This window comes from Pedobacter hiemivivus, from assembly GCF_005144565.1.
Taxonomy (GTDB): Bacteria; Bacteroidota; Bacteroidia; order Sphingobacteriales; family Sphingobacteriaceae; genus Pedobacter; species Pedobacter hiemivivus.
The window spans coordinates 561949-577368 of the sequence record NZ_SWDX01000005.1; the positions used below are offsets into that span (position 1 = coordinate 561949).

Consider the following 15420-nt stretch of genomic DNA (forward strand, 5'->3'; position numbering starts at 1 on the left):
TAGACCAAAAATATAACGCATGGTTTAATGTAATATTATAGTAGCTTTTGGAAGGTGCGCCACCATAAATCAGGCATATCGCCATTCACCGCGGTGGTATAATCGTCATAGCGACAAGGGACTAGATGATATCTTTCGTTTTTAGAAATCCCTGTTGGATAAGGCACCTGCATCCACCAACGATCAGATTTTTTACTCTTTACAAAAAGTAATTCTGATGAACCATCGTTTAAGCTAGCCCTGTAAATGAGGTATTGCGACTTAGGCGTCAATGGAAAATCCTTCTTGCGGTTGTAAAAGCCATCCACAAAGTACCATACCATTTGAGCAAGCAACATTGCCGTTTGTCCATTTTGGTCAAATGCAGGATTAAACTCATAAAAGCCTATAGAAGTTAACTTATCGCTCATTCCGGCATAGCGCGTAATGGCACAAGCCTGCTCCCCGTAAAAACCATTCGGTCCGGCATTGGCATTGGCACCGGCATCCGATGAACGGATCGCACCGATATCGAAACTAATCATGCTCGCATTGCGGATGATGGGTTCTGTTAAAGTGATATCGTCAGAAAACTCACCCAATCGATGCGCATCAAAATATAGCTTGTTCATTACCTTTAAGCTATCCTGATTTACATAATAGGTTTGGTAACCTACATTGCTAAAGTTGAAAAGATAATTGGGTTGGTGTAAAAGAATCTTGTTCAGATATGTGTCTGACTTTGCAGCAAGTCCTTCCTGATCTTCCTCATCCAAATCAAACTTATTGTCGACCACTACAAGGTCTACCTTTTGCTCCAGACTCTCGTAAGCGAGGTACTGCGCATAAGTAAGGTCTTGTCCGCCGCCAATGATGACCGGCACAATATCCAGCTTTATCAATTCAGCAACGACTGTTTTTAGCGCTACATAAGTATCTGAAATCGATGCTCCAGCTTTGATGTTGCCCAGATCAATGATCCTTGTGGTAAAAGCACCTTCATTCAAACTGTAAAACTGAGCCCTAAAATAATCTGGTGCCAATCCACAGCCTTCATTATTTACCGCAGCGCGATCATCTTGCACGCCAAAAATGGCAATATCATACTGTTTTTCGTCCAGCTGAGGGAATTTATCGGTAAAAAATCCGGCCTTTAAACCTAGTTGACTGGTATAGAATCCCTGTTTAGGTGCAAATTTATCGGGGTTTACCGGAGAAAAAAAATCTGATAAAGACATATTGTGATATAATGTATGGCATCAAATATCTATTTTTGAGCTCGTATTTTAATGAACATCCTAAAAAAAATGAAATGATATTGGTTACGGGTGCTACTGGGTTTTTAGGCGCTGAACTCATCCATCAGTTAACCAGCCAAGGCATAAAGCTTAGGGCGTTGAAACGGGAACACTCCATTGTTCCGGATTTAATTAAGGACAATAGTCTGGTTGACTGGGCAATTGCCGACATAAACGACATTTCGGCAATTGAAGATGCTTTCGAAGGTATCGAGCAGGTATACCATTGTGCAGCCCTCGTTTCTTTCGATCCTAAAGATAAAGCCAAACTTTTGCGGGTAAACATTGAAGGAACCAGTAATGTGGTGAACCTTTGTGCGGATCTTGGGGTGCGCCTACTGCACGTAAGCTCTGTAGCGGCTTTGGGCAATGCCAAAAAGGGAGCCCTTATTACGGAGAAAGATTTTTGGGAATATGATGCCAAAGCCCATTCTTATGCCATTTCAAAATATGAAGGCGAAATGGAAGTCTGGCGGGGCATAGCCGAAGGGCTTGACGCTGTAATTGTAAATCCATCAGTTATTATTGGTGCCGGAGCAGGTTTTGAAGGAAGTGGTGCCATTTTTAAATTGGTAAAGGATGGCATGAGCTATTACACCAAAGGGGCCACAGGATTGGTGGATGTAGCTGATGTCGCCAAAAGCATGATCGCACTCATGAACAGCAAGGAGACAGCCGAAAGATATATCCTGTCAGCGGAAAACTACCACTATAAACAATTCTTTGGAGAGATCGCAAAAGGCTATGGAATTAAAGCTCCAAACAAGGAAGCTAAACCATGGATGTTGGGCCTTGCCTGGCGAGCTGCAAAGCTGGCTTCCCTATTTACCCGAAAGCCTGCAGCACTAACCAGCGACGCGGCCAGAAGCAGCTTAAACGAGAGTTTGTACAGCAATGAAAAAATAAAGCAGACTATTTCTATCGAATTTAAGCAAATAAAGCAAAGTATTGAAGAAATCTGCGTTCAGCAGTATTGAAATTCCTATATTTGGGTCAATTATTAGCGATATTAAGACCCATCTAAATATCATTACCTCTAAACGGATGAAGCAAAAGAATTTTTACATCATTGATTTTGACAGCACTTTTACGCAAGTTGAAGCTTTGGACGAGCTGGCACGCATTTCTCTTAAAAAGCACCCTGAAAAGGAAGCCATATTTCAAAAAATTGAAGATTATACCAACCTTGCTATGGAAGGTAAACTCTCATTTGGTGAAAGTTTAGCCCAAAGAGTAAGACTTTTGGAAGCGACAGAAGACCACCTAAAGCAGCTGATCAAAGTCTTGAAGAAAAAAGTATCCGCATCTTTTTCCCGTAATGCAGCATTCTTTAAAAAACATGCGGATGAAGTATTGATCGTTTCTGGCGGTTTTAAAGAATTTATTACCCCGGTAGTAAGCCAATACCATATTAAAAAAGAAAATATCTATGCCAATACCTTTGTCACTACTGGAGATGGCAAAATTATAGATTACGACCATTCTAACCCCTTGAGTGAAGAAGGTGGAAAGGTAAAACTGATGCAGCAAATGAATCTTGAAGGTGATTTGTATGGAATTGGTGATGGCTATTCAGACTTTCAACTTCGTGAAAGTGGCCTGATCAAAAAATTCTATGCTTTTACAGAGAATATCTCAAGAGAAAGTATTGTTAAGAAAGCAGATCACGTTACCCCTAGCTTTGATGAGTTTTTATATGTAAACAACCTACCAAGGGCAATATCTTATCCAAAAAACAGGATCTTATGCCTAATCATTGGCGAGGTTGATCCTAAAAGTATAGAGATGCTAAAGAAAGATGGTTTTTCCATTCGTCATAAAACCAGCTTTGAGGAAAAATATGTGGCAGATGTACACATGCTGTTACTTGCTGATGGAGAGAAGATCACGGAGGATCAACTGGTTAGAGCGGTTACCTTAAAAACAATCGGCTACCTTGGAAATGCAAAAAACAAAATTGATCTGCAAAAATGTACAGAGCAGGGAATTGTTGTTTTTGATGACACCAAGGCAAACCCACGCAACAATAACTTCATTCCTAAAAGAATGATCGATTTTATGAATACAGGCACAACACACCTGAGCAACAACTTCCCTAACCTGCAGTTGCCAAGAATCGAAAAATCGCACCGTCTGATTCATATCCATAAAAACGTTCCTGGGATTATGGCCAAAATCAACACGGCCTTTGCTTATCACGATATCAATATTGTGGGGCAGTTTCTAATGACCAATCCAAGCATCGGTTATGTAATTACGGACATCAATGCAGAGTACGACAAACAATTGTTTAAATTCTTAAAGAAGATTGAGCATACGATAAAATTTAGGGTATTGTATTAACCGCATAGGCCTTCGTTTAATTACATTTGTGGTAAACTAACTTTCTAATGGAACTTACACCACAAATCAAAGAAAAGCTGGATAAGCTGCAGGAGAAGTATGCTGCCATGGGGCAGGATATGGCGGCTTATCTGGATGGTCTGTTGTATGCTGACTTTTTAACTTACTGGGATTATATCCACCTGGATACCCTCTTAAGTCTGCAAAGTCCAAAAACGCCTTTTCCTGACGAGGAAATCTTTATCATGTATCACCAGATTACGGAGCTTTATTTTAAGCTTTCGTTACATGAGTGTAAGCAAATTGCGGAAAACCCTTCTTTGACTGTCGAATTTTTTACGGAAAGGGTAAGACGTATTAACGCTTATTTCAATGCTTTAACTACTTCTTTTGAAGTGATGGTGAATGGCATGGAAAAGGATCAGTTTTTAAAGTTCCGTATGTCGCTACTGCCTGCCAGCGGCTTTCAATCTGGTCAATACAGAATGATTGAGATCTGCGCGACAAACTTTACCCAACTTGTAGACAAAAGTAAAAGAGAAGAACTGGCAAATGCTGACATTGAAACGCAGTTTGAACACATCTACTGGAAATTTGGGGCTACTGAATTGGCAACTGGTAAGCAAACGCTGACCCTAAAACAGTTCATCAACAAATATGCTACCCAGTTTTTACAATTGGTAAAAGACAGAAAGGAAACTAACTTTTCGGCCCTATACCATAAACTGGCTAATGAAGGAAATGACGTCACAGCATTGGCAGATGAGTTGAGAAAGCTGGATCTATATGTAAATGTGGAATGGCCCCTATCTCATTATAAATCGGCAGTAAGGTACCTGGAACGTGATCCGGTTGACATTGCTGCTACTGGTGGAACCAACTGGCAGAAGTACCTGCCTCCGCGCTTTCAAAAAAGAATCTTCTATCCATTTTTATGGACTGAGGAGCAGATTGAAGAATGGGGTAAAGGATGGGTGCTTGGCGTACTAAAGGATTTAAAATAACCACCAATTATTACTATTTGTAAAGCACACCTGTAAAATAGTAGTACTATTTACATAGTATACTTTACAAATAGTATTACTATTTTTGCATCACACTATACAAATAGTAATATGAATTTTTACAACAGGGCAATTTATCCCTCACTATTCGATCACCTTGGGAAGAAACAGATTACTGTTTTAACAGGAATGAGGAGAACTGGAAAGACCACGTTGGTAAAACAATTGATAGCAGAATCCTCCATTGCCCAAAAATATTATTTTGATCTTGAACGGATGGACAACAGGCTTCTGTTCTCTGAGCCCAATTATGAAACAATTATTTACGCCTTAACGCAACAAGGTGCAAATTTCGGTGAGAAAGTATTGATTGCGATTGATGAAATTCAATTGGTTCCAAATCTACCAAGTGTCTTGAAATATCTTTATGACACATACGATATAAAATTTATTGTAACAGGATCCAGTGCTTATTACATGAAAAACATGTTTTCTGAGTCCTTAGCTGGCAGAAAAAAACTTTTCGACATATACCCCCTGAGCTTTGCTGAGTTACTTTCTTTTAATGGAGTATCTGTACCAGAAATCTCATTAGACAAAACTGAAAAATTTGTACGAGCAGAATATGAACGATTGAAAGGCTATTACGAAACCTATATTAACTACGGAGGTTTTCCTGAAGTAGTATTAGCAGAATCTGTAGGTGATAAAAAAGACATGATACAGGATATCATCAGCAGTTATATTAATTTTGATATTGCCCTGCTCTCTGACATCCGGAATCCGGCAAATCTTTACAAACTGATAAGACTGCTATCAGTAAGGATAGGAACAAAGTTGGACGTTTCCAAGTTAACCAGCCTAACAGGAATATCCAGGCCTACCATAGAAAATTATCTAGACCTACTTGAACAAAGTTATCTAATCCGTACCATTCCGGTTTTATCAAAAAGCCCGGATAGGGAAATTACCAAAGCAAAAAAGATTTACTTTCTGGATAATGGCATTGCCTCTATATCAGGCGAAGCTGGTAGTGGCGCATTGTTTGAAAATGCAGTTTTTAACCAATTACATCATAAAGGAGCGATTGCTTATTATCAGCTAAAATCAGGAAAAGAGATTGATTTTATTTTAGACCAAAATAGGTGTTTTGAAGTAAAAGAAACTGCTGATGAGTCTGATTTAAAAAACGCAATATCATTAGCAGAAAACCTTGACATTAAAAAGTGTAATGTAATAGGTAGACATCCGGTTAAACTATTTGATGGTTATATATGGGGTGGTTTTATTCATTAAAAAATAAAAACCACTGAAAGGCCATTTTTTCTTAAATTTGCACTAAGTAATACTACTACAATGAATGATACACTTGATATAACAATCACTAAAGCTGAAACCAGCAGACTTACAGTAACTGATTTTTCTCAGTTGCCTTTTGGAAAGGTATTTTCTGACCATATGTTTATTGCAGAATACGATAATAGCCAGTGGTCGAACCTACATGTGCTACCTTACGGTCCTATTCCAATGAGTCCTGCAATTTCTGCATTACACTACGGACAAGCAATTTTTGAAGGAATGAAAGCTTATCGCCAGGCGAATGGTAAGATCAGTGTTTTCAGACCTGAGAAAAACTTTGAGCGTTTCAACAAATCAGCGGCACGTATGTCTATGCCTGCTATAACTAAAGATATCTTCATGCAAGGTATTGCTGCATTAATTGATATTGATGAAAAATGGGTACCTGCACAAGATGGTTATTCATTGTACATCCGTCCGGTAATGTTTGCTACTGACCCATATTTAGGCGTTAAACCATCTGATAAATATATTTTTGCTTTATTAACTACGCCTACTGGCCCTTACTACAGCAAAGCTTTAAATGTTAAAATCGAAACTGAATATACTCGTGCTGATGATGGTGGTGTTGGTTATGCCAAAACTGCTGGAAACTATGCCCGTTCTTTATTCCCTTTTGCGGAAGCGCAAAAAGAAGGTTTTGACCAGTTAATCTGGACTGATGCTGCTGCTCATGAATTTATTGAAGAGGCTGGAACAGCAAACCTAATCTTTGTGATCAATGGTAAATTGGTAACGCCTTCGGTAAGAAGCACCGTTTTAGACGGAGTAACCCGCGACACCATCATTACCCTTGCTAAAAAAGCAGGTATCGAGGTTGAAGAAAGACGTGTAAGCGTTAAAGAAGTAATCGAAGGTATCGAAAACGGAAGTCTTACTGACGCATTTGCAGCAGGTACTGCAGCAACAGTTACTCCAATCGGTGCAATTGGTTACCAAGGTAAAACTTATACTTTAACAGATCCTGCAACGCGTACTATTTCTGCTGGCATTGCAAAAACACTGAACGACATCCGTTACGGATTAGCTCCGGATGAGTTTGGCTGGAACTGGGTATTGTAATACCAAACTAGCTTAAAATATAATACAGGCGCCTTTATTAAGGGCGCCTTTTTATTGTCAAATCATAAAAAAACTAACCATACTTATTCGAATGAAACTAACCTTAACCCTGGGTTTAGCAGGCGCATTGCTTTTCAGCATTCCAGCAGAGGCCCAGCTTAAAAAACTGAACCAACAACAAATATTTTCGGGCCAACCTTCGCTAACCAAGCCAATGAGTATCATAACAGGCTGGAGTGACGACAGTCATTACATTGAAATGGACGCAAAAGATCGCAAATTGTATGCTGTCGATGTAAGATCTGGTGCAAAAATAGCTTACAGTCCCCCAGCCCAAAGTGATGTAAATGTATATGTAGAAAAGAACGACATCTACATCAAATCAGGAAAAAATGAGCCTAAACGCCTAACAAATAACAAGGATGAGGAAAAGAATCCAGTCTTATCTCCTGATGGAAAATATGTAGCCTTTACCAGAAACAACGACCTTTTTGCTGTGGATACGGAGAACGGCAACGAAATCAGATATACCAAAGATGCGACCGATGTAATTTATAACGGTTGGTCATCATGGGTATATTATGAAGAAATTTTAGGTCGGCCAACCAACTACCGGGCTTTCTGGTGGGCACCCGACAGCAAACACATTGCTTTCATGCGCTTTGATGACACTAAAGTTCCTATGTTTCCTATTTATGGATCAACCGGTCAGCATGGCTATGTAGAGAAAACCCGTTACCCAAAAGCGGGAGATCCAAACCCGGAAGTGAAAGTAGGCTTTGTAAAAACCGCTGGCGGACCGGTTATATGGGCTGATTTTAATGAGAAAGATGACCAATATTTTGGAACACCTTACTGGAGTTACGATGGAAGTAGTCTAATGGTTCAGTGGATGAACCGTGGACAGGACGACCTGAAATTCTACACGGTAAACCCTATATCAGGTGCAAAAAAAGAAATCTATGATGAGAAGCAACCTTCATGGGTTGATTTAGATTTTGGTGGCAGAATTGAATATCTACAGGATAAAAAACACTACATCCTTAAGAGCGACAAAACAGGCTGGGCACATTTCTACTTGTATACTTTAGATGGCAAACTGATTAATCCAATAACTAGTGGAAACTGGCAGGTAACTAATCTAATGCAGGTAGACGAGAAAAATAAGGTGGTTTACTTTATGGCTCGTAAGGAAGCTTCTACAAGAACCGATCTTTACCGTGTCGACTATAACGGAAAGAACTTAAAGCGTTTAACTTTTGGCGACTATACCCATCAGGTGCAGATGTCACCAGGCGGAACTTACTTCATCACCAACTACTCTAATGTTTCTACACCAACGAAACGCAGTTTGCTGGACAACACCGGAAAAGTAATTAAAGAACTTGGAGATAGCAAGTCGGCTGATTTTGATCAATATATTTTTGGTAAAACAGAGATGATCACCATTCCTACAGATGATGGCTATAACCTGCCTGCGGTAATTACCTACCCTACTAACTTTGATCAAAACAAGAAGTATCCTGTAGTGATGAGTATCTATGGAGGTCCCAATGCCGGCACCGTAACCAATACCTGGAAAGGAACAAACAACCAATGGTGGGCTAACGAAGGCATTATACAAATTGCAGTAGATCACCGTGCTTCTGGACAATTTGGTAAAGCGGGTGTAGCACTAATGCATCGCAACCTGGGTAAATGGGAAATGAAAGATTACACGACCGCAGCAAGGTGGTTAAAAGCTAAACCTTGGGTTGACAACAAAAAATTGTTAATTACCGGACATAGCTATGGTGGTTACATGACTTGTATGGCTTTAACTATGGGTGCAGATGATTTTGACTTTGGCTATGCAGGCGCGCCAGTTACCAGCTGGGACCTGTACGACACGCATTATACCGAACGCTTTATGGACACGCCAGAGGAGAACCCTGAGGGCTATAAAAAAGGCTCTGTATTGACGTACGTGAACAATTACAAAGGCTTACTGCGCATTATGCATGGTGACATGGATGATAATGTGCATATGCAAAATACAATTCAGTTGATTGATAAACTTCAAAATGCCAATAAGCATTTTGAACTGATGATTTATCCAGGTGGTAGACATGGTTGGGCTGGCGTTAAAACTCCACATGACCGTGCTGAGCGGATTCGCTTTTATTACCAAAACCTGCTGAATAGAGCAGTACCAGAAGAGTTGCTAAAATAAAGAATTTGAGAGCCTGTATCAACAGGCTCTTTTTTTGTACGTTCGTCATGCCGGCGAAGGCCGGTATCCCGCAAGAGAAAGACCACCCTTCTATTGAGAGATTCTGATACCGGCCTGCGCCGGCATGACGAATTCAGAATGACGAACGCTTTATAACATCCCCCTATTCCTTCCCTCCCCCCTCTACTTGATTTAACACTCGCTTAACACTGCATGCTTTACTTTTAAAGCGTGAAACAGCCAAACCTAAAAAGCATTCAACAAGGCCTGCTCCTATGCATGCTTTATCTCATTACCCCTTGCTCAATTATACATGCAAAGGTTATTGAAAAAAGCACAATAGACTCTTTAATCAAAAAGCAGCCCAATGCGGCCTTTATAAAGATTAAAGATGCTTTAAACAAGGCTCTTTCTCAAAATGACTCTATTTCAGCAGCAAATTGCTATCTGTATCTGGCCGAATTATTTTATTATCAGGCAGCCTACCCACAAGCGGTTGACTATTACTACAAGGCAGACCGCATCTTTAGAAAAAGTAATGACCTTAGCAACCTGGCAAAAACAGTAAACAAGACAGGGGAAGCTTATTACTATAGCAAACAATACGAAATCTCTCTTACAAAGTTCCAGGAAGGCCTAGCACTCTACAAAAGACTGAACAACCCGGGAGGGATCGCAGAGTCGTATGGTTTAATTGGCCAAACCTATGAAAAAAGCGGAAAATATGCACAGGCCATGAAGTACCAGCAGCTGGCTCTTAAGGAGTTTCACAAAACAAAAGACAAAACCGGCATTGCCAAGATCTATGAAAATCTGGGAAGCATTTATGAAGATGAGCCAAAGATGGATTCTGCGCTAAAATATTATAACCTTGCGTTAAATCTGAATAAAGCCAATTCAAATGACCTTGCCCAGATAGAGATTATCAATAACATTGGGGATGTTTACAGAAAAACGGGCGGGTATAATGAAGCACTGGGCTATACGCGTAAAGCCGCCCAAATGGCCCTGGCCATGAACGATCAATACCAGCTGAGTAGTGCATACCGCGATCTTTCGAAAAACTTTGACCTCATGAAAAGGTATGATAGTGCTTATCATTACAGCGAACTGGGTAGAAATATCTTTCTGAGAATCTTTACCGAGGATACCAATAAACAAATGGCTTTACTACAAACGCTATTTGAAATACAGCAAAAGGATTCGGCTATTATGGGTTTTGAAAAAGAGAAGAAAGCCAATCAGTTTATCATTGTCTCAGTTGTACTGATTGTTATTTTGCTAGGCTTGTTGGCCGCCAGTATCTTCAGCAGACAACGCCTCAAAATTAGAAACGAACAACAACTCAATGCTCAGAATCATGCGCTTTATCTGGCCCAAAAGGACGCCATAGAGGCCGAACTTGAACTGAAAGGCAAGGAACTAACCAGCAATACGCTCCATGTGATACAAAGCAACCAGTTCTTAGAAGAGCTGCGTACCGAGCTGGAGGAAATGATAAAGGATGATAAAAGAGATCAGAAAAAGAGGTTGCAGCAAATCGTAACAAAGATCAACCAGAGCACCAGTCGAGATAAACACTGGAAAGAATTCAGTAGCCTATTTGAGCAAATTCACCATAGCTTTTTTGACAACCTGAAGAAATATAGTGAAGAATTAACTGCAAGCGATTTACGTTTGGTTGCCCTGATTAAAATGAATTTGAACTCGAAGGATATGGCTACACTTTTTGGCATATCTCAGGATAGTTTACGTGTTGCCCGCTACCGATTAAGAAAGAAACTGGATATCCCGCAAGGCGAAAATCTCAGCACTTTTATACAGACTTTATAGCTAAAAAACGCGAACCACCCCGACTTAACAGATTGTTAATATTACGCTAACCTAATGATAACGGCGTTTTTTGCTACAAATAAACACTTAAAGAACAACCAATTAGACAAAAACAGTATACGATGTATACGTTCTGTATATAGTCTTTGTAACGCTGTATACATTTTGTACACGGACAAAATTGACAAGTATCTGTGGAGGTTTACACATTTGCAGCATAATTAAAAACACAAACAAATTATTCGCAAGATGAAGTCAACTTTACAAGTTCTTTTATGCTTATTACTAAGTATAGCTACTGCAAAAGCCACAAGCTTGAAAGGCTATGTTTATGACCAGAAAACCGGTGAAGCCATTGCAGGCGCATCTGTACAGTTAGAACAAACCGATAAGGCAGTCTTAACAGGGCTCGATGGATCTTTTGAGATTAAGCATCCACCCGCAGGAACTTTTACGCTAAAAGTATCCTATTTAATGTATAAAGCTTTATTAAAACAAATCGTCATCTTAAAAGAAGACAATCCTACCTTAAAAATTTATCTGTCAGAAAGTAAGGACAAGGATTTGAGTGAGGTATTGATTTCGGGCAAAGGCGATGGTGGTTCAGAGAAAACGGCCAGACGTATTGAACAGAAATCATTGCAATTGGTTAACGTGGTATCGGGCCGCGCCATTGAGGCCTCTCCAGATTTAACCGTAGCGAACGTTATTCAACGTGTATCAGGAATATCTATTGAAAGAAGCAGTAATGGTGATGGACAATATGCTATTGTACGAGGAATGGACAAAAGATATAACTACACGCTAGTTAATGGTGTAAAAATTCCGAGTCCTGATAACAAGTTCCGTTACGTACCATTAGACATCTTCCCATCTGAATTATTGGAAAGGCTTGAAGTATACAAAACATTAACTCCGAATATGGAGGCTGATGCCATTGGCGGCGTTGTAAATATGGTGATGAAAGATGCTCCGGAAAAATTGCAGATCAATGCAAACCTTGCAGCGGGCTACAGCCAAATGTTTATCGATAGAGATTTTATGGGCTTTAACGCCTCCGACATCAGTCACAAATCACCTTACGAGGTTAATGGCAAAGATTATAAGGCTACAACCTCAGATTTCCCTAAAGGAATGGTCGACTATACCTCCAAACATCCCGCACCAAACGTAATAGGCGGTCTTTCTATAGGTAACCGTTATTTCAACAACAAGTTCGGGATTCTACTTGCCGGAAGTTATCAGAACAACTACAGAGGAAGTAACAGTACATTTTACAACTCACAATTAGTCGCAACTGATAAAGTAGAGAAAGTCAAGAACATGGATGAACGACAGTATTCGGAGCAGCAAAAACGTTATGGCGCACATGCTAAATTAGATTATGTGTTCAATAAAAACCATAAGCTGAGCCTGTACAATGCATATGTTAATCTAAACAGTCTACAACTCCGAGATTCAAAACTAGTAGATTTCAGCAGTGAGTATGATTCCGAAAAAGGAAATGCGAAGCTCATTTATGCTACGCGTACACGCCTGACAGAACAACAGATCTACAATGGCACCTTACAGGGAGATCACCAGCTTATCGCTGAAAAGCTAAAACTACACTGGTCAGCCGTATACTCATCTGCTAAAAATGAAGTTCCAGATCAGAACAACATCAATATACTCGGTGTACGTGAGAACTTTATAGACCGTCGGACTTACGCCCAGGCCATTGGAGATGCTTACACACGTCGTTGGGAAAGAAATACCGAAGATGATAAGGCTGGATACCTGGATTTTACCTACAACACTTTAATTGCAGGGATAAAAACAGAATTTACTGTCGGAGGTTTGTATCGCGATAAACAACGTAGTAGCTTTTACAATCAGTATGTACTCACTACAAATACCCCTTTCGCATTGTATGGCACAGATTTCAACAACTATACAGAAATTAATTGGACAATAAAAAACCCTGCTGGATCAGTAGACAATGCATTAACCTATGATGCCTCTGAAAAAACGACTGCGGGTTATGGAATGGTTACTTTGAGCACCGAAAAGTTACAGATCATAGGTGGCTTGCGTATAGAGCATACCAACCAGGGATACAAAATGCTTTTCCCCGCTGCAGAACTGCGTCCTATAGGGTCACAGATTTATACAGATTACCTACCGAGCTTAAACTTGAAATATAAACTGGCCGATAAACAGCAGCTGCGCGCTTCTTATTTCCGTTCTTTAAACCGTCCAGGGTTTTATGAGATCGTACCAGGAACTGGTTTAATCCAAGATGATTATAAGGAAAAAGGAAACCCGGATTTGAAACGTGCCATGGCCGACAACTTTGACCTGCGCTATGAACTGTTTCCTAATGGAAATGACCAGCTGTTGGTAGGTGCTTTTTATAAAAAAATAAAGAATCCTATCGAATACACCATCCAGGCTGATCCTACCCGTCCGCAAGACACATACTATATACCTGGCAACTTTGGAGATGCACGTAACTACGGGTTGGAGCTTGATTACATCAAGTTTATCCATAAGTTTGGTATCAAAGCTAACTACACCTATACACACTCCAGAATCACCACTTCAAAAAGCACAAGATACAGAGATGAAGCCGGAGATTTGCAACCCGCTACTGTTGACCAAAGCAGACCACTATACGGGCAGTCTGAGCATATTGGCAATATTTCCTTACTTTATAAAGGCGGTAAAAACGGATTTGATGCCCAAATCGCAGCAGCCTATACAGGTCCTCGTATCAACACAATTTCCCAATTCCTAAACAATGATCTATGGCAGCAAGGCTTCATCCAGATGGATCTTTCTGCAGAGAAAAAATTCAAAAACAACCTGAGCATCTTTGTAAAAGGAGGAAATCTACTGAACACCCCATTAAAATTATTCATTAAGGGCACCAATCCTAACGACCCTAATGCAACAGTATTTGATGGCAAAACGCTGATTCGTAATGATTACTATAAACAAACCTATTTATTAGGCCTACGCTACAAACTTTAACCCATTTGATCATTCATCATAAAAGAAAAAAATGAAAGCAAAACAATTGTTTATCTACCTGGCCCTGTTCATGGTAGTCTTTACAGGCTGCGAAAAGGCTAATATCGATGTAGATCCTGGTACAGGAAATGGATCAGCCATTGGCGAAGTTTCTGGCATCTGGAAAAGAGGAAGCGTGCAGCACATCACAGGAGACATTATTATCCCTGAAGGGCAATCTCTAACCATAGAAGAAGGTGTAACCGTGATTATGGATGCTGTAGCTAAACCTGAGATCATTGTGAAGGGAAACCTTTACGCAGAGGGGACTCAGGCATTCCCAATAAAATTTACCGTTGAGGAAGCATTAAGAACAAAAGAAAATGAATTCGGCCGTTTATGGGGTGGAATCTTAGCTGCTCCAAGTTGTGCCGAACTATTGCTTAACTATACCATTATTGAATATGCTGGTGCAACAACTTCTGATGCATCGACCTCAGTAAAACAAAAACTCTATAAAGGCAAGGCTGGAGAAAACCTGCCAGCATTATGGTTTGCCAACGTAAACGGCAAACTGGTTGTAACCAATAGTGTTTTTAGAAACCTACAGGAAGATTGTACATACATTGAAGGGGGAAAGATCATTTTTGCGAACAACCTATTCTACACTACGGGAGTAACAGGCGGAGAAGCCATCAACCTAAAATCAGGTTGTTTAGCTGACGTAGCCTACAATCTGGTATACAGTACAAATACCAATGCATTAAAGCTATCTAATAGTGGTGACCGTAGCCCTCAAACCTTTGCTGTGGTATATAATAACACCCTTATTAATACGGGATGGCGCAGACCATCAGCCAAAGGTGGATCTATCTGGGTAGAAGCAACAGTCCGTGTAAGTGTATTTAACAATATGTTTGCAAATACGCGCTTTGGCATAAAAAGAGATACTAAAGCCCCTGAAGATGCCAGATCTTTATTCGGGAACAACCTATACTATGGGTACAATCAAACCACAGTTAATCAGTTTCAGCCAACCGCGGATATCGTAGGTGGCATCAATGATGTGATTGGAAAAACCGCGGGAGACAACGACCCTAAATTTTTGAACTATCCGACGAGCACAGATGTTAACAATGCTTCGTTTAACACCGCATGGAACTTCCATTTGCAAGCTGGCTCTCCGGCAATTGGCAAAGGAAAAACGGACTTTACACGTCATCATGCTGCAGGTTTAGTCCTAAATGGAATTACTTATACCTCACCAGCACCAGCTAACTATATTGGTGCTTACGGATCAGCTAACTAAACAAATTATCAATCATGCTGTTGTTCC

The 15420-nt window shown here is 40.1% G+C and carries 10 protein-coding genes; 9 read left to right on the forward strand and 1 reads right to left on the reverse strand.

Annotation, left to right across the window (positions count from 1 at the left end):
• Window positions 1-35: 35 nt before the first annotated feature.
• Entirely contained in the window at window positions 36-1217 is a 1182-nt protein-coding gene (locus tag FBD94_RS15485) for a formimidoylglutamase (RefSeq protein ID WP_136880843.1), read from the reverse strand.
• Window positions 1218-1291: 74 nt separating this feature from the next.
• Between FBD94_RS15485 and FBD94_RS15490 the strand changes: the two genes are divergently transcribed.
• From FBD94_RS15490 to FBD94_RS15530, 9 genes are all read left to right on the forward strand, one after another.
• On the forward strand, window positions 1292-2254 hold the full coding sequence (locus FBD94_RS15490; RefSeq protein WP_136880923.1) for an NAD-dependent epimerase/dehydratase family protein: 963 nt from the start codon (window positions 1292-1294) through the stop codon (window positions 2252-2254).
• A gap of 67 nt (window positions 2255-2321) precedes the next feature.
• The gene (locus FBD94_RS15495) at window positions 2322-3620 is read left to right on the forward strand and encodes an HAD-IB family phosphatase (protein WP_136880924.1); all 1299 of its coding nucleotides are present in this window, start codon (window positions 2322-2324) and stop codon (window positions 3618-3620) included.
• Between the two features lie 47 nt (window positions 3621-3667).
• The gene (locus tag FBD94_RS15500) at window positions 3668-4624 is read left to right on the forward strand and encodes a tryptophan 2,3-dioxygenase family protein (RefSeq protein WP_136880844.1); all 957 of its coding nucleotides are present in this window, start codon (window positions 3668-3670) and stop codon (window positions 4622-4624) included.
• Between the two features lie 111 nt (window positions 4625-4735).
• Window positions 4736-5920: an ATP-binding protein gene (locus tag FBD94_RS15505; protein ID WP_136880845.1), complete on the forward strand. Its 1185-nt coding sequence runs from the start codon at window positions 4736-4738 to the stop codon at window positions 5918-5920.
• A gap of 60 nt (window positions 5921-5980) precedes the next feature.
• Entirely contained in the window at window positions 5981-7045 is a 1065-nt protein-coding gene (locus tag FBD94_RS15510; RefSeq protein WP_131608030.1) for a branched-chain amino acid aminotransferase, read from the forward strand.
• A 91-nt stretch (window positions 7046-7136) separates the two neighbouring features.
• Complete coding sequence (locus FBD94_RS15515) at window positions 7137-9257, forward strand: S9 family peptidase (protein WP_136880846.1); 2121 nt, start codon at window positions 7137-7139, stop codon at window positions 9255-9257.
• A gap of 231 nt (window positions 9258-9488) precedes the next feature.
• Complete coding sequence (locus FBD94_RS15520) at window positions 9489-11090, forward strand: tetratricopeptide repeat protein (protein ID WP_136880847.1); 1602 nt, start codon at window positions 9489-9491, stop codon at window positions 11088-11090.
• 249 nt (window positions 11091-11339) lie between these two features.
• Window positions 11340-14105, forward strand: coding sequence for a TonB-dependent receptor (locus FBD94_RS15525; protein ID WP_136880848.1), 2766 nt, complete (start codon window positions 11340-11342; stop codon window positions 14103-14105).
• Window positions 14106-14136: 31 nt separating this feature from the next.
• Entirely contained in the window at window positions 14137-15393 is a 1257-nt protein-coding gene (locus FBD94_RS15530) for a right-handed parallel beta-helix repeat-containing protein (protein ID WP_136880849.1), read from the forward strand.
• Window positions 15394-15420 lie beyond the last annotated feature (27 nt).

Coding starts and splice junctions, on each gene's coding strand:
- FBD94_RS15505 (WP_136880845.1), top strand. CDS start 4,736: ATGAATTTTTACAACAGGGCAATTTATCCCTCACTATTCGATCACCTT.
- FBD94_RS15515 (WP_136880846.1), top strand. CDS start 7,137: ATGAAACTAACCTTAACCCTGGGTTTAGCAGGCGCATTGCTTTTCAGC.
- FBD94_RS15525 (WP_136880848.1), top strand. CDS start 11,340: ATGAAGTCAACTTTACAAGTTCTTTTATGCTTATTACTAAGTATAGCT.
- FBD94_RS15530 (WP_136880849.1), top strand. CDS start 14,137: ATGAAAGCAAAACAATTGTTTATCTACCTGGCCCTGTTCATGGTAGTC.
- FBD94_RS15510 (WP_131608030.1), top strand. CDS start 5,981: ATGAATGATACACTTGATATAACAATCACTAAAGCTGAAACCAGCAGA.
- FBD94_RS15500 (WP_136880844.1), top strand. CDS start 3,668: ATGGAACTTACACCACAAATCAAAGAAAAGCTGGATAAGCTGCAGGAG.
- FBD94_RS15485 (WP_136880843.1), bottom strand. CDS start 1,217: ATGTCTTTATCAGATTTTTTTTCTCCGGTAAACCCCGATAAATTTGCA.
- FBD94_RS15495 (WP_136880924.1), top strand. CDS start 2,322: ATGAAGCAAAAGAATTTTTACATCATTGATTTTGACAGCACTTTTACG.
- FBD94_RS15490 (WP_136880923.1), top strand. CDS start 1,292: ATGATATTGGTTACGGGTGCTACTGGGTTTTTAGGCGCTGAACTCATC.